Consider the following 25,067-nt stretch of genomic DNA (forward strand, 5'->3'; position numbering starts at 1 on the left):
TTTTTTGTTGAACGTAATATCCCACATACAAAGCATAGAAATCGCCATCGACGGCCATCTACCTATAACTTATATTATTAGCGTTATTAGTTAGCTTGTATCCGTAATCCATCATTTCAAATGTAGGAGGCGAATGTCTATAAAACTACTGTTTTGAAAGCGCATCCTTTCTGCTGCATAGCTCCACAAAATTTTGGAAGGTGGTTATTCAATGATAGCAGCTTCTAAAAGATTTACAGGGAAGACGGCAGTACTATATTCTTTGATTGTTATATTATTTGTAGGTCAGTTAGGGTTATATCCTTCGGTGAGTTTAGCTGCGGGGAATTTAGCCCAAGGGAAGACTATTACTTCAAGCTCCTTCGGTGATGTATACGTAGCAGCCAATGCTAATGACAGCAGCCAAGGAACGTATTGGGAGAGCGCAAGCGGTGTTTTTCCGCAATGGATTAAAGTAGATTTAGGGGCAGCAAGCAGCGTGAATCAGGTTGTGCTAAAGCTGCCAACGAATTGGGAAACAAGAACTCAAACGTTAGCGGTGCAAGGAAGTACAGATGATGCAACTTACAATAACTTAGTAGATTCCGCCAATTATACATTTAATCCAACGATTGATTCCAATACAGTGACCATCAGCTTTACAGCTGCGAATGTCAGATATGTTAAACTGAATTTCACATCCAATACGGTCTGGCCAGCAGCACAGTTAGCGGAATTTGAGGTTCATGGTAATACAACTACAACTCCATCCTCAGGATATGAAGCGGAGGATGCCGCATTATCCGGTGGTGCCAAGGTTAACACGGATCATACAGGTTATACAGGTACAGGATTTGTTGATGGTTACCTAAATCAAGGTGCTGCGACTGCATTTATCGTTAATGTGGCTTCTGCTGGTAACTATGATGCTACATTAAGATTTTCAAATGCATCAGGCAGTACAAAAACCATTAGTGTTTATGTGAATGGAACTAAAATTAAGCAAACCTCACTTGCGAATCTGGCCAATTGGAATACTTGGTCAACAAAGATTGAGACGCTGGCTCTGAATGCTGGCGCTAACACGATTACTTATAAGTACGATGCAGGAGACAATGGAAATGTGAATCTAGATAATTTGAACGTCACTCCAGCTTCTGCGACAACACCTACGCCAACGCCGACGGCAACTCCGACACCAGCGGCAACACCTACCCCAACGCCGACGGTAACACCGACACCGACAGTAACACCTACGCCAACACCGACAGTAACACCTACACCAACTCCAACGGTAACACCGACCCCGACACCAACAGTTACACCAACGCCTGGGGCGGGTTCCAATCTGGCTTTGAACAAAAGCATCAACGCTTCCTCTTCCGTCTTTACCTTTGTTCCTACAAATGCGAATGACGGTGATGTAACTTCTTACTGGGAAGGAGCAGGAGGAGGTTATCCCAATACATTATCTGTAAACCTGGGTAGTAATGCCGATATTACATCCATTGTCCTCAAACTGAATCCATCATCGGCCTGGTCCACACGTACTCAGACTATTCAAGTGCTTGGGCATAATCAGAATACAACAGCCTTTACTAGTCTTGTGCCAGCAACCGTGTATACTTTTAATCCGGCAACTGGCAATACGGTCACTATTCCGGTAACGGCCACGGCTAGTGAAGTACAGTTGAAGATTACCACCAATACTGGTTCAACCGCTGGGCAAATCGCTGAATTCCAAGTGATGGGTGCACCAGCTGCTAATCCGGATTTGGCGATAACCGGCCTTACATGGTCACCTTCAGCTCCAGTAGAGACCAATGCCATTACTTTAAATGCAACGGTAAAAAACCTTGGAACGTTAGCTTCCATAGCGACTAATGTGAATTTCTACTTGGGCAGCACACTTGTAGGCACTAGCCCAGTGGGGGCATTAGCGGCTGGCGCATCTACGAACGTCACTTTAAATATGGGCGCAAAGGATGCTGCTACCTATACTTTAACTGCAAAGGTTGACGAGAATAATACGGTTATTGAATTGAACGAAGGCAATAACAGCTTCACTAGCCCAAATTCTCTTATTATTGCTCCCGTATCCAGTTCTGATCTAGTAGCTTCCCCTGTTAGCTGGACACCAAGCAATCCAGCAGGCGGCAATGTGGTCAGCTTCTCGGTGGCAATCAAGAATCAAGGGACAGCAGCATCCGCAGGGGGTGCGCATAACATAACCTTGAAGGTTCTGGATGCTACTACGAATGCTGTACTCCAAACCTTAACTGGAACCTATAACGGCGTGATTGGCAGTGGAGTAACAGCGCCTCCTGTTAGTCTTGGCACTTGGACAGCAGCTAATGGCAAATATACTGTGAAGACGGAAATTGCCGTAGACACTAATGAGCTGCCAGTTAAACAGGCCAATAATATTCAAACACAGTCTCTTTTTGTAGGTCGTGGAGCCAATATGCCTTACGACATGTATGAGGCTGAGGAGGGTGTGATTGGTGGCGGGGCTGTGAAGCTTACTGCTAATCGGACCATTGGAGATCTTGCGGGTGAGGCTTCAGGCAGAAGAGCAGTCACACTGAATACTACAGGCAGTTATGTAGAATTCACTACTAAGGCTGACACTAATACACTGGTCACCCGCTTCTCCATTCCAGATTCGGCGAGTGGAGACGGTACGAATGCTACACTGAACATCTATGTGAACGGAGTTTATACCAAGGCGATTAATCTGACCTCTAAATATGCATGGCTGTACGGTTCAGAGATAAGTCCCGGCAATTCACCAAGCGCGGGTTCTCCGCGGCATATTTATGATGAAGCTAACATTATGTTCGACAGCACGATTCCGAAAGGTAGTACGATTCGACTGCAAAAGGATGTGGCAAATACCTCGCAGTATGCCATTGATTTCATCAGTTTGGAGCAGGTATCACCGATTGCCAATCCAGATCCGGCCAAATATACGGTCCCAGCCGGCTTTACACATCAGGATGTGCAAAATGCGCTAGATAAAGTACGCATGGATACGACCGGAAATCTCGTAGGTGTGTATTTGCCGGCCGGTAACTATCAGACCTCCAGTAAATTTCAGGTCTATGGAAAAGCAATGAAAATCATTGGTGCGGGCCCATGGTATACCAGATTTTACGCTCCAACGAATCAGGAGAATACGGATATCGGTTTCCGGGCAAGCGATACCGCTAACGGCTCTACTTTTGCGAATTTTGCTTACTTTGGGAACTACACATCACGTATTGATGGCCCGGGTAAAGTATTTGATTTCTCCAATGTGGCAAATATTACGATCGATAACATCTGGACCGAACATCAGGTGTGTATGTATTGGGGAGCTAATACGGATTACATGGTGATCAAAAACTCCCGTATCCGCAACACCTTCGCTGACGGCATCAATATGACGAATGGCAGCACGAATAATCTCGTATCCAATATTGAGGCACGGGCAACAGGGGATGATAGCTTTGCATTGTTTTCAGCTATTGATTCCGGTGGTGCAGATATGAAGGATAATATTTATGAGAATCTCACTTCAATCTTGACCTGGCGGGCAGCCGGTGTAGCCGTCTATGGCGGATATGCCAATACCTTCCGCAACATTTATATTGCTGACACGCTTTGCTATTCTGGAATTACGATCAGCTCGCTTGACTTCGGGTATCCAATGAACGGCTTTGGCGCTTCACCGACAACGAATTTTGAGAATATTTCCATTGTTCGTGCAGGTGGACATTTCTGGGGGGCACAGACCTTCCCGGCAATCTGGGTATTCTCAGCCTCTAAGGTATTCCAAGGCATTCGTGTCAGTGATGTGGATATCATTGATCCAACCTATCATGGCATCATGTTCCAGACCAACTATGTCGGCTCCACGCCGCAATTCCCAGTGACAGATACCCTCTTCACGAATGTCACAATTTCCGGTGCGCAAAAGAGTGGAGATGCTTTTGACAGCAAATCCGGAGTGGGCATCTGGGTAAATGAAGCGGCTGAGGCTGGGCAAGGTCCTGCCAGAGGGTCAGCCACCTTTAACAATCTGAAGATTACCAACACGGTAACGAATATTAAAAATAATACGTCTACTTTTACGATTAACGTTAATCCTTAAAAATAAATGCTGCCAGTACTGAACAGCCGTCTCCCGCTTTCGTGGGGGGCGGTTGTTTTCAGGTTGCAGAAACTAAGGTTCTGAATCGACAGGAGGTGCTGCTCACGTTACAATAATGGAAGGTACAGAAATGAAGGAGGCTCTAAAATGACATCCTTAGTGGTTAACAATATAACAGAGCTGATTGGGAATACACCGGTTGTAAGATTAAATCGGCTGACTAGCCCCCAAGATGCAGAACTATACGTGAAGCTGGAGCTTTTTAATCCAAGTGGCAGTGTAAAAGACCGGGCAGCTTATAATCTAATCCTGCAAGCCGAGCTAGCAGGTTTGCTGAAGCCGGGCGGGACGATTATTGAGCCGACTAGTGGAAATACAGGGATAGGCTTAGCGATGAATGCCGCGGCAAAAGGGTATAAAGCGATTCTTGTCATGCCTGATAATATGACCAAGGAACGAATCAATATTCTAAAGGCTTATGGTGCGGATGTTGTGCTGACGCCCGCAGCAGAACGGATGCCGGGAGCTATAGCAAAAGCGATTGAGCTGGGAAAAGAAGTGGAGAACAGTTTTATTCCACAGCAATTCGAGAACAAAGCCAACCCGGATATTCACCGGACAACGACCGCTCTGGAAATCCTGGAGCAAATGGAAGGTAAGCTGGACATGTTTGTTGCTTCATCAGGAACTGGGGGCACGATAACTGGAACCGGTGAGGTTTTGCGTGAGCATCTACCTGATATCCGGGTTCTTGTGGTTGAGCCGCAAGGCTCGCCCGTATTATCTGGAGGAAAGCCAGGACCACATAAGCTGGTAGGAACGAGTCCGGGCTTCGTACCCGCCATTTTGAATACACAGGTCTACGATGACATCGTTCAAGTCGCGGATGAGGCTGCCTTGGAGACGGTAAGAACGCTGGCTGCAAAAGAAGGAATTCTGCTGGGTCCATCCGGTGGTGCCACTGTATGGGCGGCGTTGCAGGAAGCGCGTCGTCTTGGGGCTGGCAAACGCGTGCTTTGCATTGCACCTGACACAGGGGAACGGTATCTTAGTATGGGAATATTTTAGTTTCGTCTGGAGGAATGGGAATGAATAAGCTCAGTGTGAGTTTCCTTATTGTTCTACTGTTGGCGGGCTGCTCAGGCTCTAACAAGCCAACCCCTTCTCCAAGTGCAGAGCCGACACCAACGGCAAGTATGCAGCAGCCAGCAGCTTATCTGGAAGCTGAAAAGCTGAAGGCGAATTTTGGTTTTGCAGATGAGTCTGGCAAGAGCATCTTAGTCACCGGGCAGGAAAAAGGGCTGGATGCGCAAATGCAACAATTGAATGAGGCGATCGGCGATCATGGGCAAGTGCTAAAAGTGAAATTGAATAAATGGCAGGAGGGTACGGAGAACAGTAATGGCCGGGAGATGGCTCACAATTTTGTGAATCTGCCAGGGTATCTTTATACGGTTGAAGCGGGGAATGCGACCCCTGATGAGACCTATTACCTGACGGATCAGGCAGAGTTTAATGCGAATGCGCTAATCTCTGTTAAGCCTACGGGGGTTAAGCAAGCCTCGCTAAATGTTGCAGAAAGTGTGCGGCAGAATATTGTTTCTGCGAAAAATCGTGAAGTAGAGCACATTTGGAAACTTGCTGACCTGTCTGGTGATCGGCAGCTGTATCTCGTTCAATTCATTAGGCAGGATCAGGAGATGTTATTTAGTCTCGTGCTGGAAGATAAGGCCGGGCTTACCTTTATGGATTATCCGGCTGTCATTCAAGGCGATGAATTTTCCGTCTGGAGAGTGGATGATGGCGGGGAAGTGATACCTGAGATGTTCTCTATTCTTTTTGCGGCGGAAACTGCTGAAGGTCCATTACTCGGTATGGAGTGGTGGGGAGCGGAAGGCGTAAACACATTTTTCCTGAAAAAAGAGGGAGATGTTTTTAAAGAAATGGACATTCAATACGGACGCTACACATCACCACTATAACTGGGATGCAGATACATCGAAGGATGTATCTTTTTTTTGCTACAATATAAGAAAGTATAAATTTTCACTATATATTGCTTATAATATTATGAAGGATAGCATTATTTTTTTAAAATACTTAAATTTGTAACAATAAGAACTTTAAATAGCCCGATCGAGTCATGTAGCAGAATTGTGACGGTGATATTGTTAATCATTAGATGTACGGGAGGGGACAGCAACGTATAACCGAATCAAGTATATGATCCTGTTACTGCCAACGCTAATGGTAGGGATCTGGGAGGTCGTGCGCCATCAGTTTCTAATGCCTTATATCTCGATGGATCTGGGGAATTATTTGACACCTGTCCTCGTATTTTTGTTCACTCTTGTTTTGCTCGTCCCTTTGTTTTCGCTGATGGAGCGGAATCAGCGGGAGTTGGAGCAGGAACGTGCGCTCAAAGAGGCAATGAAAGCCCGGGAAGGGCTAGCTAAGGAACTGCATGATGGGATGGCGCAATCTTTATTTCTTTTATCTGTCAAAATAGATCGTTTGGAAGCAAGCCGCAGGAATGGGGAAGTCAGCGAAGAAAATGTGGATCAGATCAAAAAGACCGTCCACGAGGTGAACCGTTATGTTCGGCAGGCGATCGCCAATCTGAAGGTACCAGTGTCTGAGCAGCACTCTTTTTCATTGGAACAGTCGGTTAAAGATCAGCTTGCTCAAATGGCTAACGAGATTATGATTGAGGTTTCCTTGGATTGGAGTCTACAGGATGAAGCCCTCTCTCCTTCGGAAAAAGCAGAACTGCTATCTTGTATCCGAGAGGCTATTATTAATGTGCGTAAGCATACAAGAGCGGCGAAGGTTTCTATCACAGGTGCAGGCACTGAGAAAAACTGGAGCGTGGCGATTGTCGACAATGGCGAAGGATTTCAGCATGATCCCTTTGAGGTGAACGGAAGTTACGGCCTTCAGATCATGAAGGAACGTGTCGAAGGAATGGGATGGAAGCTTCAGGTGAGCTCCGGCAATACGGGGACAAATGTGGAAATTACGAAAGGAGGGGGAAGTTTATGAGCCGGTACCGGGTTTTGGTTGTGGATGATCATGCGCATGCGCGTGAGGCGATGTGTGAGATTTTGTCCATGGATGATAGTTTTGAGGTCATTGGTGTAGTGGAGAGTGGTCCTGAGGCGATCGCGTTCACGGCCCAGTGGATGCCTGATCTTATTCTTATCGACATTCAGATGCCGGAGATGGACGGGCTGGAGACTACTCGCCGGATCAAGCAGGAATATCCCTATGTCAAAATCGTTATCGTTACGGTATCGGACGAAATTTCCCACCTCCTCGAAGCATTGAAGCAAGGCGCACAAGGGTACTTACTCAAGAATCTGGCACCTTCCACCTGGATTGAATATTTGCAAGCCATTGTGAATGAAGAAGCACCGCTAAGCCGGGAGCTGGCTTTTCAAATCTTGAAAGAATTTACCGTTCCTTCAGTAACGGACGAAGGAGAGTCATTGACGGCAAGGGAGAAGGAGATTTTAAGCTGTGTGTCTTCCGGATCGACGAATAAAGAGATTGCCATAAGCCTGTCGATTTCGGAGCATACCGTAAAAAACCATCTGAAAAACATCCTTCAGAAGCTTCAACTCCAAAATCGTACGCAGCTGACGCGTTATGCTCTGGAGCAGGGGCTTGCTTCACGTAAACGTGATTTTCCGCGGTAAATATGAGGATAGAGATGAAAGTGAATAATGATAAAATTACTTAAAGAAAGAGGCACTCTAACTATGAACAGATTATCTCGCAAAATAATGACACTCTTCGCACCAGCCGCTGCAACACTTCTGTTGTTCGCAGCCGTGGCTAGCGCGCATGTAACCGTAGCACCAGCACAATCCAGTACCGGAGCATGGGAGACTTACACACTTAAAGTTCCTTCAGAAAAAGATGTGGCGACTGTACAAGTGGATCTACGAATCCCGGCAGGTGCCGAGTTCAAGCAATATGAGGCTACACCGGGCTGGGATGTTACCATTGAGGGGAACAAAGTTAGCTGGATAGCTAATGGAGAAGGAATTAAAGCAGGGCAATTCCAACGTTTCTATTTCACAGCAAAGAATCCTGATACTGCAGGCGACATTGCTTGGGATGCTTATCAGCATTATGCCGATGGCAGCTTGGTGCAGTGGTCTGGTGAGGCAGGAACAGAAAGTCCGCATTCTATTACTTCGATTGTGCAAGCCTCCGGTGGGGATGAACATTCTCATGGTTCCAGTGACAATGGAATGAGCATGGAAGAACATAATGCCATCATGGAAAGCGAGAACAACTCTACCAGTGTCAACCCAATGGTCTATATCGCATTAGGGATCTCTTTACTAGCCTTTTTAATAGCAACCATAAGTATATTGCGCGGGCGAAAAGAGTAAGCGGGAAATAGTTGTGATACAAGAATATAGTGTTCATGCAAGAAGCCTCCGCCAATAAACGACGGAGGCTTCTTGCATGAATTATTTGTTTATGAGGATACTTTTTACTTATCTACAGCCGTTTGCGTTTGTAAAAGGTTATGAATGCAGCTGTTAGTATTAGGAGAAGGATGGCGACGCCAGTTGTGATGGCTTCACTCGTGCTGCCTTTTTGCTGCATAGTACCAGCACCACCAAAGTCGCCACCGCCCATACCACCAGGCATACCGCCACCAAAGCCACCGCCGCCCATGCCGCCACCACCAGGACCATTTCCGCCGCCTTCAGGGAAAGCGGGTCCGCCCATAGCTCCAGGCTCACCACCCGCGCCGCCGTCAAATCCACCTTGAGCAGCTTGGCCATTAGTGTTGGCCTGTTCACCTTGAGCAGCTTGGCCGTTAGTGTTGGCCTGTCCCTCTTGAGCAGCTTGGCCGTTGGTGTTGGCCTGTCCACCCTGAGCAGTTTGCCCTGTTTGTGTAGTCTGCCCACCCGCAGCTGCTTGTGAGTTACTGCCAGGCCCCTCGCCGCCATTAGGGATAGCCGGTCCGCCCATGGCACCAGGTTCACCCCCTGCACCGCCTTGGGCAGTCTGTCCACCCGTAGCCGCTTGCCCTTCGGTATTTGGTGCAGCTGCATTTGCGTCAGTATTACCAGTAGCGCCATCCGCACCTGTGGCCTGCCCAGCACCCGCAGCGCCTTGAGCTGCGCCATTTTTAGCGCCGCCACCAAAGCCACCGCCGCCCATGCCACCACCACTTCCTGATCCGTCACCGGAGGAAGGAATGGTGCCGTCGAGCTGCTGCTGGATACTTGTGGCCATGTTCGACATGAAGGTCTCAACAGCCTTTATCCCATTTTCATACTGTTCGAAAGTGTAGAAGGCGGATGGATCCGCTTTGACATAGCTGGAAATCATCGTGTTCAGCTCATCCATCCGAGCCTGGAACGTATCGTCCGCTAGATAGCCAGTAATCATCTCACTAACAATTTCGTGATATTTCGTTTTGTATTCATCATTAGCGAGCAGTTTCGCAATCAGTGGTCGTTCTGCCAACGCACCTTGGGTAGGCTCGTCAATTAACACATCTGCGCTTCCCATGCCGCCAAAAGCCATATTGTAATCCCACGGCAGAATCGAGAAGACCCCATCGTCTTCATATAAGTAATAATTCTGCTTATTTCCACCTAAATAACTGTCCATATTACCCGTGACCGCATTTAGAGCGATATACTTCAGCGATTCCTCTACGTCGATGTATTTTTCATAATCGGTGCCGTTGTTTAGCTCATTCAGCATGTCGACAAGAATATCATCGTTAGACTTATCGGATTTCATTTCTAGTCCAGTATAGAGGGATGGATCATCGCCCAGCCAAGTCAAATCACTGCCCTGACCGGTCATTACACCTTTATAAAGTGCACCATAAGTGTTGCCGAAATTGCGTTCCAGATAAGCATCACTGATCTGTTCTACTGCAAGATAGAAACCCTTCAGTTCATCGTTTACATACACATTGACGAAGGAATATTTCGGCGTCGGGAGACCGACACTTTCAGCGAGCTCATAAGTCAGAAATTCACGCATATAAGAAGCATCGCTGTAATTATTATTCAGGTTGATCTTAGTAATGCCGAATAAATTCTGGTTAACATACTCATCAAAAGAAATTTTGAAGCTGTAGCGGTCAGAGTCTGTCATCTGTACTACGCTTCTGAGACTGAGATTTCCTTTGGTCCGTACAGCTACATTATCGTATTTCATACCGTTGTACTCGACGGAAGCCATTTTATATTCTTCAGCACTGGCATTATCCAACATATCCTGAAAATCGTCCGGGTCCAAGGTGATTTTGACATCCACGACCTTATCTTTTGGAAAGACCTGCTCGTCTAGCTTTTTCTCATCACTCGAAATGACCTTGTCCTGAGCATCAGACGTTGGATTATTTGTTGCAGACGGACTTGCGTTCTGACACCCGGCTACGGCGATGACCAGCAGCAGGCAGCAAAAACTCAGCAGGATTGACTTACCTCTGGTTTTCATCTGGGGCACCGCCTTTCATCTCGTTGTAATTAAGATACATAGTCACCGCTATAGCTGATCAAGAGTGCATTTTTGACACCTTTTAGGTCAGAGACTGTGTTGACAAAGCCGCCTACTTTATCATCCAGACGAAGCTCCAGCGTCAATTCAATATTGTTTGCGGAGACTGTTTTTTGCTTCACATTGTAGCGTTTTACGGATTTGGTGATATGGCTGTGTACTTCACGTTCACTTTCATCACTGTCGCAGTTAATGACCAGTAAGTAAGGCGTTTCGATAGAAGAGTGTTTGATGAACAGGAACAAAATGAGGCCGATAATGATCGAACCGATAATAGCCAAGGTGAAAAATCCTGCTCCCGTTACAATCCCTGCTACAGCTGCCCAGAACAAGAAGATCAGATCAGTTGGATCTTTGATTGGTGTTCTGAAACGAACGATGGACAATGCGCCGACCATACCGAGGGACAGCACAAGGTTAGAGTTAATCGCGATAATGACAGTAGCTGTAATCATGGTCATGCCCATAAGTGAGACGTTAAAGCTTTTGGAATATAAAACGCCGCTAAAGACACGTTTGTAAAGCAGGTAAATGAAGTATCCGATCAGAAAAGCTACGCCCAAGGTAATCAGCATCTTGGAGATACTAATATCAGATACAAAATTGTCGATCACCGAGTTTTTAATAATGTCTGAAAAATTATTTGTAGTATCTGTAGTCGTTGTTGTAGCTGCTAGCGGTGCTAGTGATGCATTCATAATCAATAATCCTCCCAAGTGTTAGTTTTTAAGAATTTGCGGCAGATCACGTATTTTGAAGCGGACTGCCTATTCAGTCCCTCCAGCTGCAATGCGATTTTAATGTACTCCGGAATATACTCATCGAATTTCACTTCGAAAATTATGAAGTTCTCATCAATCGCCCGAATCGGATGCAAATCCTTATCGAAAATATCCGTAGAGTGCAGGCCCGTACGTAGTTCTTTATCGAACGTTATTCGCACATTGCCGTTGTGGCAAACATAAGGCTCGCGAACATAATCCACGATGACCTTGGGTCGCAGCAGGTTATGGCGCATCTGATCGTATAACTCCATGAACAGCGGACTGTCCGGGACGTTCAGCACTTCGTAGTTGCCCGCCATAATCTCGTCGTACATTTGCCGGGTTAGCGGTTCTTTGATTTTGGCGATATAATCGTCCATTTTAATTTTTTTCTCAAAGTGAATGATGTTGTCTTGGATGTTGTAAATGCGAATCCGGTATTTGGCCCGTTCTCGGAGACCGCCGAGCTTGTCTGCAAGTGCCGTGTTGTTGATATCGTCAAAATACAAACTACGAATGTGGTATTCTCCACTCTCATTAGCGTGTTGATCTTTCTCAATCAAGCTTTGCAATCGCTGGCGCAATATAAGGTATTGATGATAGTTAATGAAAAATTTAAGTTCATGCCGGAATTGAAGCTTCTTATTCATTTTCACACCTCGTTTCTCTCTCTATCTCTGGCTAACCTTCCTGCTTGACTAATTCTAGGAGACAGACCTTATGCTTAACTTAAAATAGACTGAATGTTTGCTGAATGTTTTACACTGCGTTAACAAAAGTCTGTATAAAGATTCGTGTGCAGATTTGACTTCTGACTTTGCAGGGGGCTATCTTATTTAGAAGGCTAGAGAGAAATTTTCATAAGGAGGTACCGTGATGAGAGACTATAAATTTGCCATAATCCTAGGAGTGCTTGTGATTGTGGTTATTTTAGTGGCTTATGGGTTGGAACGATCGAAAAGCGGAAGTAATGCAAATTCACCAGCACCGTATGATCTCGTGACTACCTTTAAGGGAGATGCGAGCACAAGCCGCGCGTTTACTTGGTATACAAGTGATTCGAGTGCAGCAGGCACTCTGGAGATTGTAAAGGGACAGGTGTCCTCTTTTACAAATACGGATGTACAAAGGGTAGAAGCGAAAAGTAGTTCCATCAAAACAGACAATGGCACCAAAGGTGTTCATAAAGTGGAAGCTACGGGTCTTGAACCCGGGACGTTATATACTTATAGAGTGGGTAGTGGCGTTGAAGGAGAATGGAGTCCGGCAGCGGAATTTACAACGGAAGAAGATGGACTGGACAGTGTGTCTTTTATCAACGTAACGGATTCTCAAGGGGAAACGGCAGAGGATTTTAAGCTGTGGGGAAATACACTGAACAAGGCTTTTCAGACATTTCCTGAAGCCAAATTTATTGTGCATAACGGGGATTTGACGGAGAATCCGGAGGATTCGGCAGGCTGGGATGATTTTTTTGGCAATGTGCAGGGCTGGATTTCAGGGATTCCGTTAATGCCGGTAACAGGCAATCATGATGAGGTGGATGAGGATGCAACGTATTATACTTCACACTTCAACCTGCCGGATAATGGGGCAAAGGGTTCAATTGCAGGCACCTCGTATTCCTTCGATTATGGACCAGTGCATGTAACGGTACTGAATACAGAGAGCAATCTAAAAAAGCAAACGGAGTGGCTGAAGGAAGATCTGAAGAACACAGACAAGAAGTGGAAAATCGTTGCGATGCACCGTCCGGCTTACGGGGGGAACTCCTATAAGAAAGTTGAAAATTGGACGGATATTTTTGATACGTATGAGGTTGATTTAGTGCTGCAGGGTCATAATCATGAATACTCCAGATCCTACCCGTTACGTGGCGGAAAAATAGTTCCAGAAGGTGAGAGTTCCAAAGGTGCTAAACGAGGGACAGTCTATGTGGTGACCAACGCTTCTGGAGGGAAATTTAACGAGAAAAAAGAAGATCAGTTCTATCATGCGGTGCATTTTCAGAACAATAAGCAAATGTTTGCGGGCATTAACGTTACCGGGGATACATTAACCTATCAGGCCTATGATGTGGATGGAAAGCTGCTGGATGAGTTTGTGTTGACACATTGAGTTAAGGGAATTGGATAATATTATTTAAATACCTTCTCTGCTGTAAAGGCGGGGAGGTATTTTTTGATTTGCATCGCACCAAACCCAGCGTAAAAGTGTATCTTAAGCCGTTTTTTCACATGTCTACCTTTTCCGTCATATAAGCTGTTAACTTTATAATGATAAAATAGATTTAGTTATATTTGGATTTCATTTGAAGTGAAGGGGAAGTAATATGTTTATCAGAAAAATGGTTTTTATCGGTATCATTTGTATGTTAGGTTTGACAGGTTGTGCAACGAACACTAAATCAGATGCTGAAGGAGAGGGAGATAAGCGTGCAGAGGAGCTGCTCAGCATGTCTCGGAGTGAACTGGCTAAGCAGGAGAGCTATACTATAGAAATGGAGAAACAAGAAGAAACATCCAGCAAATCGGAAAAAAGTGAAGATAAACATTGGTCGAGCGCAGCCTCATTTCATGTCGACTATGTTAGAAATCCTTATACCGTATATCTAAAATCGGAGACTGCGGATGGAAAGGAACGAGAAGAATACATATCGGATACTGAATATCATACAAAGGTAATGGATGATTTATTTATTAAGCAGGACGATTATATTCCAGCGAAAGAAAAACAAATCGCACAAAGATTTATTGACCCGTATGATTATATAGACATGTACCGGATAGAATCTCAGGGGATCGTTGTTTCTGAGGAGGAACAAGAATACATACTTTCGATAGAGATATCGTCTCATGATGCGAGTAAGGAAACGATGAAATTGATGAAGCAGAATTTGACAGACAAGATTAAACTAAGATATACGCTGGATAAAACTACACTTTTGCCGCATAAAGTGGAGGCAGAAATATTCACTTCATTGAAATCAGAAAACTTAAATTCAGAGTCAGTGCTCACGTTGCAAACAACTATCAGCAATTTTAATGTTATAAAAGAGATTGTTATGCCTGTAGATACTAGTGAAGAATAGTTATATCAGAAGCCTCTGGGATTTATTCCGGAGGTTTTCTTTATCAGCAGAATTATTTTCAATCAAAATTTAGTGAAATTGTATCCTGAAGTGTGAAAATGGTACGATTTTTAGAGACAATCTTCTGCAAAATATAACCATTTTCTCTCGATAATGAAAAACCTTACCATTATAATGAAAGCGTTATCAGAAAATGGAGTCTAAGTTCTGAAGGTATGGATTAAGGGGGAGGGAGGAGCAGGGATATAGAGTAAGAAGAAGGCATAAACAAACCAATTATATCGTAGGAGGCGTAAAACGTGATTCGTAACCGTATCCGGAAAACAGGACTTTTGGTCCTGCTTGGCGCGATGGTAGGCTCTTTATTCTCTGCATTCCCAGCTACTACCCATGCTGCCTCAAGTGAACCTTACACCTGGAAAAGCGTTGTAACGGGAGCTGGCGGGGGCTTTGTACCCGGAATTATTTTTAATCAAACTGAACCGAATCTGATTTATGCCAGAACAGATATTGGCGGGGCCTATCGCTGGAATCAAGCTACATCTAGCTGGACATCAATTAGTGACTCGGTAGGCTGGGTGGATTGGAACAAGAATGGTGTTGATGCTCTGGCTACAGACCCAATTGATCCTAATAAAGTCTACATGGCAACGGGTACGTATACTAATCATTGGGATAATAATGGCCAGATTATGCGCTCTAATGACCGGGGGAACACCTGGCAAACTACTCCACTGCCTTTTAAAGTAGGTGGCAATATGCCTGGCCGTTCCGCTGGTGAACGTCTAGTCATCGACCCCAATAAGAACAACATTCTCTATTTTGGAGCTAGAAGTGGTAATGGTCTCTGGAAGAGTATTGATTCGGGTGTAACTTGGTCAAAGGTAACCTCTTTTCCAAACGTAGGAACGTATATTCAGAATCCGACACTTGATTATGGGAATGATCTTGTCGGATTGTCTTGGATCACGTTCGATAAGAGCACAGGTACACTTGGCAACGCTACTCAAACGATATATGTCGGTGTGGCCGATACGGCTAGCAGCGTATATCGGAGTACAGATGGTGGAGTAACCTGGACAGCTCTGGCTGGACAACCTACGGGGTTCTTGCCACATCACGGCGAGCTGTCATCCACAGGTGATCTCTATATTACTTATAGTAATGGTGTAGGTCCCTATGATGGCAGTAAGGGTGAAGTTTGGAAATACAACAAAACTAGTGGGGCTTGGACCAATATCAGTCCTACGACCGGTGAAGATAACTGGTATGGCTTTGGTGGATTGGCGCTGGATGCTCAGCACCCTAACACATTGATGGTATCCAGCTTAAACGCTTGGTGGCCTGATGAAGTTATTTTCCGCAGTACCAATGGTGGGGCTACTTGGAGTCGCATTTGGGATTGGGGCAATTATCCAGAACGGACTTATAAGTTCAGCATGGACATCACCGCTGCTCCATGGCTCGATCATGGAACTACTTCAACATCCCTGGATCCTTCACCGAAGCTAGGCTGGATGATGGGTGATTTGGAAATTGATCCATTTAACTCGAATCGAATGATGTACGGCACTGGAGCAACAATTTATGGCTCGAACAATTTGACCTCATGGGATACCGGAGGCAAGGTAAATATCTCTGTCATGGCAAAAGGTGTGGAGGAAACTGCAGTGCTGGGGCTAATTAGCCCGCCAACGGGAACCTCCCATTTGATCACTGCACTTGGTGACGTTTCCGGTTTCCGTCATGAGGATTTGTCGGTAGCGCCGACTAAATTCCAGACCAGTCCTTCATGGGCAACGACGATGAGTATTGACTATGCTGAACTGAGTCCGTCCTATATGGTGCGGGTAGGCAGTGCAGATAAAGAAAAAACGCCAAGTATGAAGTCCATTGGTATCTCTAACGATGGTGGAGTGAACTGGTACATGCCAAACTCCGAGCCTTCCAATGGAACCAAAACAACGGTTGGCCATGGACAAGTGGCTGTCTCTGCAAGTGGTAATTCCATTCTGTGGAGCACCTCAGATATCGGGGTGTATTATTCCAAAACCTCAGGCAATTCTTGGACAGCAAGTGCAGGATTACCGGCAGGCGCGAAGATAGCGTCTGATCGCGTGAATCCTAACAAATACTATGGATTTTATGCAGGAATCTTCTATGTAAGTGTGGATGGTGGAGCTACATTTACTGCCACCGCAGCTTCGGGCTTCCCGACCAATAATGTGGCTGGATTACAGCCGAACGAAGCCCAAATCAGTATGAAGGCAGTTCCAGGTATTGAAGGTGACATCTGGTTCGCCGGAGGGAATACGGTTGAGAATAAATATGGTCTATGGCACTCCACTAATTCAGGTGCGAGCTTCACGAAGTTAACGAATGTAGAAGAAGCTGATCTTATTGGTTATGGTAAGGCTGCTCCGGGCCAAACTTATATGGCATTGTACACCGTAGCTAAGATTGATGGTGTACGGGGCGTATTCCGTTCTGATGATGTTGGCGCAACTTGGGTTCGTATTAATGACGATGCTCACCAATACGCTAAGATCAATATGGCGATTACTGGGGATCCAAGAATCTATGGACGTGTATATCTCGGTACGAATGGCCGAGGCACCTTGTATGCTGATCCTGTAAATCCACCAGCTACAGGCTCGACCATTACGCCAATAACTGCAAGCTTTGATAAGAAAACAGCAAATCAGACAGACGTCGCTGTAACTATGACGTTGAATGGAAATACGCTGAGTGCGATCAAAAATGGAACGGCAACCCTCGTAGCCGGGACGGATTATACGGTAAGTGGATCAACAGTGACGATTAAAAAAGCGTATTTAGCGACGCAAGCGGTAGGAACGACAACGCTGACGTTCAGCTTTAGCGCTGGAGCTACACAATCTTTGGCGGTAGCGGTAACGGATACTACAACACCAGTATCCAACTCCACGATAACGCCAACAAGCGCGGGATTTGATAAGAAAACAGCGAATCAGGCAGACGTTGCAGTAACTATGACGTTGAACGGAAATACGCTGAGTGCGATCAAGAACGGAACGGCAACCCTCGTAGCCGGAACGGATTATACGGTAAGTGGATCAACAGTCACTCTCAAGAAGGAGTATTTGGCAACTCAAGCGGTAGGAACGACAACGCTGACCTTTGAGTTTAGTGCCGGAGCGGCACAATCCTTGGTTGTCACTCTCTCAGATACGTCAGTAGCTCCTACAGCAGCACTGAAAGTGCAGATGTATAACGGTACAGTGACTGCTTCCGGAAATACGCTAAATCCAAAGTTTAAGCTGGTGAACACAAGTACAAGTGCCGTTGCACTTTCTGATGTGAAATTAAGATATTATTACACAATTGACGGAGAGAAGGCACAAAGCTTCTTCTGCGATTGGTCACAGGCTGGAAGCGCGAATGTAACGGGCACGTTTGTGAAGCTGCCAACGGCTAAAGCGGATGCGGATTATTATCTGGAGCTTGGATTCTCGAGTGCAGCAGGTTCACTAGCTGCGGGTGCGAGCATCGATATCCAAGTGCGAGTAGCTAAAGAGGATTGGTCAAATTACACTCAAACCGGAGATTACTCCTTTAATGCGGTTGATACCAATTTTGTAGACTGGACAAAAGCGCCCGCCTACATCTCAGGTAACCTGATCTGGGGTAATGAACCTAACTAAGAATCTTCACCAATAGTTATGCTGAAGAGGCTGTCCTAAAAGTAGAAAATTCTACTTTTGGGGCAGCTTCTTACTTTAACCCTCAGGCTATAGGTGGTATGTACGCTATGTGCTACGTTCTATGAGAGGGGGTGTGGTATACGTTATGTGGTATGTCGGATGCATTTATGGTTCCTATAGTGTTGGCTATATAATAATTAGGGAAAACCTCCCTGAAAATAGCCGATATTTGCTTTAAATCAACGAAATCAGGGAATTATTCCCTGAAAATCAGGCGAATTTGTTAGTTTCCAGCAAATTAGCCAATAATTAGGGAGGTTTTCCCTAATTATTGGCTGGATGACCAAAAAACTTAGAATTTTAGGGAGAAATTCCCCAATTATGCTATCAACGCTTCACTTCCTCCTGTACGGTACGCAAAAACCAGCTAATGATATTTAAAAGTAGTTCTGACATACCATTTGCTGTTTTGGCTGTTACAATGTTTGTCCGCTATCTATGGTAATGATCTGTCCAGTCATTGCTTCCTGTTCTAGCGCAGCGCAGACGAACTGGGCGATATTCTCGGCGGTTGAAATATGCTGAAGCAGCAGATTAGGGGCTAGTTTATGCATTTGTTCTTCTCGTCCAGACCACCATCTAGTAGCAACGGCTCCCGGTGCTACACAGTTAACTCTAATATGGGGAGCCAGCGCGTGTGCCAGCGATTTGGTAAGACCGTGGACAGCCGCTTTGGAGACGGCATAAGGAAGGGATGAGCCTAAGCCTGTCTGTCCAGCGATGCTGCCGAGATTGAGGATGGCTCCTGAATTTTTTTGGTTCATATACGGTGCAACCGCTCTGGCGCAGAAAAACATTCCTTTCACATTTACATCATATAACTCATCCCATACTTCCTCTGTTGCCTTTTCCAGATCTCCGAGAGCAATATGTTTAGTTATACTGGCGTTATTCACTAGCAGATCTATTGTCCCGAAATGTTGAATAATCGAATCGACCATACTTCGCACTTCCTGATCTTTAGACACATTCGCTTGTATTGCTATAGCCTGCCCTCCTTGATTCAGAATCGTCTTTACGGTTTCATTGGCTTCATCCTCAGATCTAGAATAGTTCACTACGACGTGGGCTCCGCGTTTGGATAACTCCAAGCTTACAGCTTTGCCAATTCCAGTCCCTCCACCGGTTACTAATGCGACTTTATTGTTGAGATCCACCCTCAATCACTCCTTATGTTGGCGTATGTTGTTGTTATAAAGTATTCTATAGAGAAAAGTGGATTTCGTATAATTGAATATAATGGAGGTTTGGTTCAATTAATTTGAATTGAATAGGGGAGGGCACTAGGATGGATCTAAAAACAATAAAAACCTTTCAAACGATCGTAACTTCCGGAAGCTTTAATCGCGCAGCAGAAGAATTGAACTATGCCCAATCTACAGTTACGATGCAGATGCAAAGGCTTGAATCTGATCTGGGATGTCAATTGCTTGAGCGGGGGAAGCAAATCAGCTTAACAGAAGCAGGCAGATTGTTTTATGAAGAGAGCCTACATATTGTTAAAGATATGGAACGACTAGAGAGCCGTTTGGCTGATTTAAAAATAGGGGAAGCTGGCAACGTGCGATTAGGGGTAACGGACCCTACGGCGAGCTATCGTTTGCCGCAGCTTTTAAGTAGGTTTATGGTGCAATTCCCTAAAGTGAAGATCTCCGTGGATATTGCGGGAACCGCCGCACTTAGTGAACTACTCCTGCGTGGTGAAATTGATTTGGCAGTGTGTTCGGCACCAGAGCTCGGTAAGGAGCTGTATTTTGAACCCTTATTTGCGGAGGAATTCTTGTTACTTTTGCCAGAAGAGCATCCGCTAGCATCCAAGGAACGTATCACCCCAGAGGATCTACAGAGTCATCGCTTACTGATTACGGCAGCGAATTGTCCTTATCGTAAAAAATTAGAAAGTGTGCTGCAGGAATCAGGCGGGCCGCCACTAGATACAATGGAGATTGGGAGCATGACAGCGCTGAAATATTTTGTGGGAAGTGGTTTAGGTGTGGCACTTGTTCCTGAGATTGTGCTGAATCCAGCCCCAGCAGGAACTATAGTACGGAAGCTGGAGGGGAAGGTTATTGATATGACCTGTGGGATCCTATGTAAACTTTCAGATTATCCGCTTAAGCAAGCGAGCTCCAGATTGTATCATTTTTTAAAACAGGAACTAACCGTGACAAGGATATTTTGAATTTTAAACGAATTGTTAAGAAATAGAAAAAATAGAAAGGGCGGTGTTTGATGTTTTTTAGGAGGAAATTCAGTTTCTGGCTTTCGATTATAAGTATCATCATCTGTCTGAGTGACTATCTGGGGGTGGGGATCGCGAATATTATTCTTGTACGTTTGAACCCTATTATAGATACATTGATCTTTACAGAACCTTTTGAAAGCTTCATGGTTGATGTAAATAATCCGAGATGGGGAACCAATAGTGCGTTAATCAGCGTCAGATTCCCAACATATATTATTCATTTTGGAACGTTTTTGATTTTGGGTATTCTAATGGATTACCTTATTCGTATATTAAAACAGAAGTAGAAGTGTAGATGAGCCTAGAAGAGGAAAGGTGAGCTGAGATGAGCGGAGCAAAGGGAAAACTTGATTTGGAGAGAATTGTTTTTATTGGCAGAACCTATGAGGAATATATACGTATGTTTGATTTGCTGGAATCAGATCTTATCGGCCAGAGCATTCTGGATTGTCCTGCGGGTGCTTGCTCTTTTACAGCAATAGCGAATCAGTTGGGTGGTGAAGTAACGGCTGCTGATATTGCTTACTATTACTCTGAAGATGAGCTGGCAGACAAAGGGGTTCAAGATATTGCGCATGCGATGTCCGGAATGGAAAAAGTACAGGATAATTTCGTTTGGAACTACTTTAAATCAATCGAGGGACTGACCGAAGCGAGGAACGCAGCGTTAACCGCCAGCACTAAGGATCGAAGACAAACCCCGCAGCGATATGTTCCTGTGATACTTCCGGATCTGCCATTTGCGGATGAAGCATTTGATCTGACATTATCTGCTCACTTTCTATTTATGTACAGCGATCGGCTGGACTATGAATTTCATTTAGAGACTGTTAAGGAACTCATGCGGGTGACGAGAGGCGAGCTTCGAATCTTTCCACTAGTCGACCTCTCTTGTAAAAGGTATAAGCATTTAGACCGCCTTATTGATGATTTGGTGAGGCAAGGATTTACTGCAGAGGAACTAGAGGTTCCTTATGAATTTCAAAAAGGTGCAAAGCAGATGTTGAAGATTAGAAGAGCAGAATTGTTCCTCTGAAATATAAAAAACGAGGGTGCCTCAAGCCATGATGACTTTGGGAGCACCCTCGTTTTTTGTATAAATATCTATAAAGCTTACGCTACAGTTTCTTTCCGTTCTGCTACAAAACAAGCTATGCCTAATACCAGACCAAGGCCCACTAGAACCGCACCGACCCAAGGAAGCGAAGTGATCGCTAGATGAGAAATAACCCAACCGCCAATAAAGGCACCCGCTGCGTTACCGAGATTCCCGGCGGAGTGGCTGGTCGTTGAAGCAAGTGCAGGGGCTGCCTGAGCCAGACTCATAATCCGTATTTGCAGACCTGGCATGACCGCAAAGGACACCATACCCCAGAAAAATATTGTGATTACCGCAGCTATTGGGCTATGCATCGTGAAGGAAAAGATCGTTAGAATCATACTGACTGCAAAATAAAGTCCCACGATAGAAGGCATCAGCTTCCAATCCGCAAGCTTTCCGCCAACGATGTTCCCGATGGTCACCCCACAGCCGAATAAGACTAGAATCCAAGTCACACTATGTTCAGCAAAACCGGTCACTTCTTCAAGCAGTGGAGTAATATATGTGAACACGGTGAACAAGCTGGCGTTCCCTAACGCCCCGATCAATAAGAATAGCAGCAGCTTTGGATTAGCCAGCGCAGCAATCTGCTGGATAACACTCGCTGGTTTCTCTTGTTTAAGCTTTGGAATAAAAATGAGGATGCCGATCAGCGCGGCGACTCCCATGACAGCAATCGCTGCAAATGAGGCCCGCCAGCCCATACTTTGTCCAATAAATGTTCCTAGAGGAACTCCGACAATATTGGCTATCGTTAAACCTGCCATCATAATAGATACGGCTCCGGCCCGCTTATTGGGTTGTACAAGATTGGATGCAATGACTGCGCCAACCCCAAAAAAAGTACCATGAGTTAAAGCTGTAATTATACGAGCTACCATGAGAACGGTATAGTTTGGTGCAAACACAGAGATTCCGTTGCCCAGTATAAAAAGAATCATGAGAAGACATAACAGTTTCTTTTGCGGAATACGCTGCGTGAGAATGGTCAGGATGGGTGCGCCAACGGCCACTCCAAGTGCGTACATTGTAATGAGTTGGCCAGCAGTCGAAATACTAACCTGTAAATCGTTGGCGACATTTGGTAAAATACCCATAATAACAAACTCAGTCATACCAATCGCAAAAGCGCCTACCGTAAGAGAAAGTATAGAGATGGGAAAGGGCTCTTTCCCTGCTCGTTCTTTGCGTGATTGTGCCTTGTTGAGGTTTGGAATTGCGTTCATGATGCCGATGTTCAACCTTTCTTCTGCCTGTAATGAAGCTCCACCTTGGTTAAGATGATAGATCCGACATGTAAGTATTGCTTTTCTATTATTTAGTTTTCTGAAAATATTTTCAAGATAAATATTTTTTCAGATAGTTTTCATTTTTATAGATCATTGAAGGGATGGTTATTTATGAATGATGAAAGCCAAGTCCAAGTGCTTGAATTGCCGGAAATGAAGCGAGAATTTAATAGCAGTTTGCAGAGTAATGATCGTGGATTGGTTATAGAAATCTATCAATTTGCGAACTCTTCCTGGCCCGATGAGACTGAATTGTTCCTTCCTTTGCGATGAGAAAAAATTATAAGCAGGCAGCTTTAATAGCGCTTCAGAACTTTGACCTGGATTGGACGCAGATTCGTTTTAACCAGCTATCGGATACCTGTACCTTTGTAATAGAAACTAATAAAGAGGGAACTTTTTTACTGCGCCTTCATTCGGGGAGATCTAAAGAGGAAATTAACTCCGAAATCGCGTGGCTGGAGCTTTTGAAGAGCAAAATCGATGTCCCCCTGCCAAAAGGTGTTCATGATCGCACGGGTGCTGTAACGTTCAGAGTGGAACAGGGAAATGGAGAAGGTGTTTATGCCTCATTAATGCGCTGGGTTGAAGGGGAACATGCGAAAGAAAATCTTACCGAAGAACAAATTTACAAAGAAGGCGTTCTATTAGCCAAGCTACATAAGGCGGCACAGGAGCTGGAGTTACCCCCTGGCTTTAATCGTCCTGTTTGGGATGAACATAGCTTTCGAAAAGCAATGCTTCGTTTAAAGCTTCATTATCATTGTTTTCTTACGGATGAAGAGTTTGTGCTGTATCAGTCGGCAGCTGAGAAGTTATACAATTGGTTAAGCAAGCAGCATAAAAATAAGAACAGAAGGTCTTATGGCGTTATCCATGGAGATTTACATCAAGGCAACATCATATTTAAAGAGGGTGAGCCTCGGCCGATTGATTTTGGAAGATGTGGTTGGGGGTATTATCTTTATGACGTGGCACATACCCTTCTTGGACTGTATCCATTGCAAAGAGAAGGGGTCATTAAGGGGTACGAAAGTATCGCCAAGCTTGATGGGGAGTGGGTTCAGACTTTAGAGAATTTTACGGTCATGGTTATGATCGAAAATTATTGCCATCACGCATCCGATCCTAGGGAAACCGAGGGTCTAAAAGCAGAACAGCCGTATGCGTTAGCGATCCTGAAAAATTATCTTAAGGGAGAACCCTTTCTTTTTAACAGGATTGAGATTTAACGTATAGAAATAGGGTCTCTTTGGGGAATTTATATAAAGTTCCCTAAGGAGGCTATTGTGATGAAAAAAAGCTGGATTGCTCCCCTTCTTGTCGCAGTGATGCTCGTTCTGACGCCACAACTTTGCTCCGCAAATAGGTTAATTCAACCTCAATCTGTAACACCTTCCAGGTCTGATTCGGGACTTCAACTGCCAGATCAAGATTCTCGCGAACTTAAGTTTCAAGACATGCTGATGTTATTTCTTTTACCCCATATTGAGAAAAAGATTGCAGATATTTATTCGCCGCTTTTGCGAGAATCGCCAATGGTTTATCCTTACTTTGTGGATGTGACTGAGGTGAAGCGGCTCAATGGTTTCCGTGGGTTTGATTTCTTGATTACACTTAACGTATATCCTACAGTTGGTCCACATATTTCAGTTGGAGAAGATACCATGACTTTTAGGATCTCTCCTGGTCCTAAGGTGAAGCTTGAATCGTTCAAGCATCTAAAAGACCCCAAAAAATCAGACTTTCCACCAAATTATCAGAACATCCTGAGATAGTGTAGTTTGGTAAGGCGGGTGGGTGGAAGAGTAGATATTAATATGTGCCACACGTTGAGTTATGAGGCGAGCTATTTTTACATGAGTAGGGAGTTCTGAGGTAATTGTGTTGGGAGTTGTAGGGAAAGGAGTCTTTGGGAGAGGGGATATGAGAGGGTATGAAGGTTGGGTTAGTGGCATGATGAGGTGAGTGAGAGGGTATGAAGGTTGGGTTAGTGGCGTGATGAGGGTGAGTGGAGGGGAGGAAGGTTGGGCTAGTGGCATGATGAGGTGAGTGAGAGGGTATGAAGGTTGGGTTAGTGGCATGATGAGGGTGTGCGTGCGTGTGCGTCTATGCGTGCGTCCGGGGGCGGGCAAACGGGATAGTTGCAGTTTATACACTTACTTGCAGGAGA

19 protein-coding genes are annotated in these 25,067 nt (G+C 45.0%); 14 read left to right on the forward strand and 5 right to left on the reverse strand.

What is annotated here, in order from left to right:
- Nucleotides 1-211 precede the first annotated feature (211 nt).
- From NSQ55_RS11375 to NSQ55_RS11400, 6 genes are all read left to right on the forward strand, one after another.
- Nucleotides 212-4,114: a discoidin domain-containing protein gene (locus tag NSQ55_RS11375; RefSeq protein ID WP_339173370.1), complete on the forward strand. Its 3,903-nt coding sequence runs from the start codon at nucleotides 212-214 to the stop codon at nucleotides 4,112-4,114.
- 147 nt (nucleotides 4,115-4,261) lie between these two features.
- Nucleotides 4,262-5,182 carry a cysteine synthase A gene (gene cysK / locus NSQ55_RS11380; RefSeq protein ID WP_076193883.1) on the forward strand — a complete coding sequence of 307 codons (921 nt, stop codon included), beginning with the start codon at nucleotides 4,262-4,264 and terminating at the stop codon, nucleotides 5,180-5,182.
- Nucleotides 5,183-5,202: 20 nt separating this feature from the next.
- Entirely contained in the window at nucleotides 5,203-6,096 is an 894-nt protein-coding gene (locus tag NSQ55_RS11385; protein WP_339173373.1) for a hypothetical protein, read from the forward strand.
- A 286-nt stretch (nucleotides 6,097-6,382) separates the two neighbouring features.
- On the forward strand, nucleotides 6,383-7,156 hold the full coding sequence (locus NSQ55_RS11390) for a histidine kinase (protein WP_254857126.1): 774 nt from the start codon (nucleotides 6,383-6,385) through the stop codon (nucleotides 7,154-7,156).
- Complete coding sequence (locus NSQ55_RS11395; RefSeq protein WP_038570057.1) at nucleotides 7,153-7,812, forward strand: response regulator transcription factor; 660 nt, start codon at nucleotides 7,153-7,155, stop codon at nucleotides 7,810-7,812. Before NSQ55_RS11390 ends, NSQ55_RS11395 begins: the two co-directional genes overlap by 4 nt.
- A 63-nt stretch (nucleotides 7,813-7,875) precedes the next feature.
- Nucleotides 7,876-8,517 (forward strand): DUF1775 domain-containing protein, encoded by a 642-nt coding sequence (locus NSQ55_RS11400; RefSeq protein ID WP_076130655.1) that lies wholly within the window; start codon nucleotides 7,876-7,878, stop codon nucleotides 8,515-8,517.
- Between the two features lie 112 nt (nucleotides 8,518-8,629).
- Here NSQ55_RS11400 and NSQ55_RS11405 read toward each other — a convergent pair whose 3' ends face one another.
- The 3 genes from NSQ55_RS11405 to NSQ55_RS11415 are packed head-to-tail and all read right to left on the reverse strand — an operon-like array spanning nucleotide 8,630 to nucleotide 12,074.
- Nucleotides 8,630-10,600 (reverse strand): CotH kinase family protein, encoded by a 1,971-nt coding sequence (locus NSQ55_RS11405; RefSeq protein WP_339173378.1) that lies wholly within the window; start codon nucleotides 10,598-10,600, stop codon nucleotides 8,630-8,632.
- Nucleotides 10,601-10,629: 29 nt separating this feature from the next.
- Nucleotides 10,630-11,358: a DUF4956 domain-containing protein gene (locus NSQ55_RS11410; RefSeq protein ID WP_036683492.1), complete on the reverse strand. Its 729-nt coding sequence runs from the start codon at nucleotides 11,356-11,358 to the stop codon at nucleotides 10,630-10,632.
- Between the two features lie 2 nt (nucleotides 11,359-11,360).
- On the reverse strand, nucleotides 11,361-12,074 hold the full coding sequence (locus NSQ55_RS11415; RefSeq protein WP_076179754.1) for a polyphosphate polymerase domain-containing protein: 714 nt from the start codon (nucleotides 12,072-12,074) through the stop codon (nucleotides 11,361-11,363).
- A gap of 226 nt (nucleotides 12,075-12,300) precedes the next feature.
- Between NSQ55_RS11415 and NSQ55_RS11420 the strand changes: the two genes are divergently transcribed.
- The 3 genes from NSQ55_RS11420 to NSQ55_RS11430 all read left to right on the forward strand — a co-directional run bounded on the left by NSQ55_RS11420 (nucleotide 12,301) and on the right by NSQ55_RS11430 (nucleotide 18,198).
- On the forward strand, nucleotides 12,301-13,542 hold the full coding sequence (locus NSQ55_RS11420) for a metallophosphoesterase family protein (protein WP_339173381.1): 1,242 nt from the start codon (nucleotides 12,301-12,303) through the stop codon (nucleotides 13,540-13,542).
- 214 nt (nucleotides 13,543-13,756) lie between these two features.
- Complete coding sequence (locus NSQ55_RS11425; protein ID WP_339173384.1) at nucleotides 13,757-14,515, forward strand: DUF6612 family protein; 759 nt, start codon at nucleotides 13,757-13,759, stop codon at nucleotides 14,513-14,515.
- 350 nt (nucleotides 14,516-14,865) lie between these two features.
- The gene (locus NSQ55_RS11430) at nucleotides 14,866-18,198 is read left to right on the forward strand and encodes a X2-like carbohydrate binding domain-containing protein (RefSeq protein ID WP_339174478.1); all 3,333 of its coding nucleotides are present in this window, start codon (nucleotides 14,866-14,868) and stop codon (nucleotides 18,196-18,198) included.
- A 476-nt stretch (nucleotides 18,199-18,674) separates the two neighbouring features.
- Here NSQ55_RS11430 and NSQ55_RS11435 read toward each other — a convergent pair whose 3' ends face one another.
- Nucleotides 18,675-19,415, reverse strand: a complete 741-nt coding sequence (locus NSQ55_RS11435) for an SDR family NAD(P)-dependent oxidoreductase (protein WP_076129915.1) — start codon at nucleotides 19,413-19,415, stop codon at nucleotides 18,675-18,677.
- A gap of 131 nt (nucleotides 19,416-19,546) precedes the next feature.
- On the opposite strand from NSQ55_RS11435, the gene NSQ55_RS11440 reads away from it, so the two are divergent.
- Nucleotides 19,547-20,440 (forward strand): LysR family transcriptional regulator, encoded by an 894-nt coding sequence (locus NSQ55_RS11440; protein WP_076278074.1) that lies wholly within the window; start codon nucleotides 19,547-19,549, stop codon nucleotides 20,438-20,440.
- A gap of 388 nt (nucleotides 20,441-20,828) precedes the next feature.
- Nucleotides 20,829-21,539, forward strand: coding sequence for an SAM-dependent methyltransferase (locus tag NSQ55_RS11445; RefSeq protein ID WP_339173391.1), 711 nt, complete (start codon nucleotides 20,829-20,831; stop codon nucleotides 21,537-21,539).
- A gap of 77 nt (nucleotides 21,540-21,616) precedes the next feature.
- Here the strand turns inward: NSQ55_RS11445 and NSQ55_RS11450 are convergent, their stop codons facing one another.
- Complete coding sequence (locus NSQ55_RS11450; RefSeq protein ID WP_076129958.1) at nucleotides 21,617-22,831, reverse strand: MFS transporter; 1,215 nt, start codon at nucleotides 22,829-22,831, stop codon at nucleotides 21,617-21,619.
- Between the two features lie 174 nt (nucleotides 22,832-23,005).
- On the opposite strand from NSQ55_RS11450, the gene NSQ55_RS11455 reads away from it, so the two are divergent.
- Genes NSQ55_RS11455 through NSQ55_RS11465 form a run of 3 tightly spaced genes read left to right on the forward strand, consistent with a single transcriptional unit; the run spans nucleotide 23,006 to nucleotide 24,672 of the window.
- Nucleotides 23,006-23,167: a hypothetical protein gene (locus NSQ55_RS11455; protein WP_179087399.1), complete on the forward strand. Its 162-nt coding sequence runs from the start codon at nucleotides 23,006-23,008 to the stop codon at nucleotides 23,165-23,167.
- Complete coding sequence (locus tag NSQ55_RS11460; RefSeq protein ID WP_076129919.1) at nucleotides 23,164-24,126, forward strand: phosphotransferase; 963 nt, start codon at nucleotides 23,164-23,166, stop codon at nucleotides 24,124-24,126. The genes NSQ55_RS11455 and NSQ55_RS11460 overlap by 4 nt, the downstream gene beginning before the upstream one ends.
- A gap of 60 nt (nucleotides 24,127-24,186) precedes the next feature.
- The gene (locus NSQ55_RS11465) at nucleotides 24,187-24,672 is read left to right on the forward strand and encodes a DUF3888 domain-containing protein (protein ID WP_254848934.1); all 486 of its coding nucleotides are present in this window, start codon (nucleotides 24,187-24,189) and stop codon (nucleotides 24,670-24,672) included.
- Nucleotides 24,673-25,067: the final 395 nt, after the last annotated feature.

Origin of the sequence: Paenibacillus sp. FSL H7-0943 (assembly GCF_037963265.1) — a bacterium.
In the GTDB taxonomy this organism is placed as follows: domain Bacteria; phylum Bacillota; class Bacilli; order Paenibacillales; family Paenibacillaceae; genus Paenibacillus_AQ; species Paenibacillus_AQ odorifer.

Excerpts from the sequence above, each read along its gene's own strand:
- NSQ55_RS11420 (WP_339173381.1), top strand. The coding sequence starts at position 12,301 with ATGAGAGACTATAAATTTGCCATAATCCTAGGAGTGCTTGTGATTGTG.
- NSQ55_RS11430 (WP_339174478.1), top strand. The coding sequence starts at position 14,866 with ATGGTAGGCTCTTTATTCTCTGCATTCCCAGCTACTACCCATGCTGCC.
- NSQ55_RS11450 (WP_076129958.1), bottom strand. The coding sequence starts at position 22,831 with ATGAACGCAATTCCAAACCTCAACAAGGCACAATCACGCAAAGAACGA.
- NSQ55_RS11410 (WP_036683492.1), bottom strand. The coding sequence starts at position 11,358 with ATGAATGCATCACTAGCACCGCTAGCAGCTACAACAACGACTACAGAT.
- NSQ55_RS11445 (WP_339173391.1), top strand. The coding sequence starts at position 20,829 with ATGAGCGGAGCAAAGGGAAAACTTGATTTGGAGAGAATTGTTTTTATT.
- NSQ55_RS11415 (WP_076179754.1), bottom strand. The coding sequence starts at position 12,074 with ATGAATAAGAAGCTTCAATTCCGGCATGAACTTAAATTTTTCATTAAC.
- NSQ55_RS11400 (WP_076130655.1), top strand. The coding sequence starts at position 7,876 with ATGAACAGATTATCTCGCAAAATAATGACACTCTTCGCACCAGCCGCT.
- NSQ55_RS11405 (WP_339173378.1), bottom strand. The coding sequence starts at position 10,600 with ATGAAAACCAGAGGTAAGTCAATCCTGCTGAGTTTTTGCTGCCTGCTG.
- NSQ55_RS11455 (WP_179087399.1), top strand. The coding sequence starts at position 23,006 with ATGAATGATGAAAGCCAAGTCCAAGTGCTTGAATTGCCGGAAATGAAG.
- NSQ55_RS11395 (WP_038570057.1), top strand. The coding sequence starts at position 7,153 with ATGAGCCGGTACCGGGTTTTGGTTGTGGATGATCATGCGCATGCGCGT.
- NSQ55_RS11465 (WP_254848934.1), top strand. The coding sequence starts at position 24,187 with ATGAAAAAAAGCTGGATTGCTCCCCTTCTTGTCGCAGTGATGCTCGTT.
- NSQ55_RS11440 (WP_076278074.1), top strand. The coding sequence starts at position 19,547 with ATGGATCTAAAAACAATAAAAACCTTTCAAACGATCGTAACTTCCGGA.
- NSQ55_RS11375 (WP_339173370.1), top strand. The coding sequence starts at position 212 with ATGATAGCAGCTTCTAAAAGATTTACAGGGAAGACGGCAGTACTATAT.
- cysK (WP_076193883.1), top strand. The coding sequence starts at position 4,262 with ATGACATCCTTAGTGGTTAACAATATAACAGAGCTGATTGGGAATACA.
- NSQ55_RS11425 (WP_339173384.1), top strand. The coding sequence starts at position 13,757 with ATGTTTATCAGAAAAATGGTTTTTATCGGTATCATTTGTATGTTAGGT.
- NSQ55_RS11385 (WP_339173373.1), top strand. The coding sequence starts at position 5,203 with ATGAATAAGCTCAGTGTGAGTTTCCTTATTGTTCTACTGTTGGCGGGC.
- NSQ55_RS11460 (WP_076129919.1), top strand. The coding sequence starts at position 23,164 with ATGAGAAAAAATTATAAGCAGGCAGCTTTAATAGCGCTTCAGAACTTT.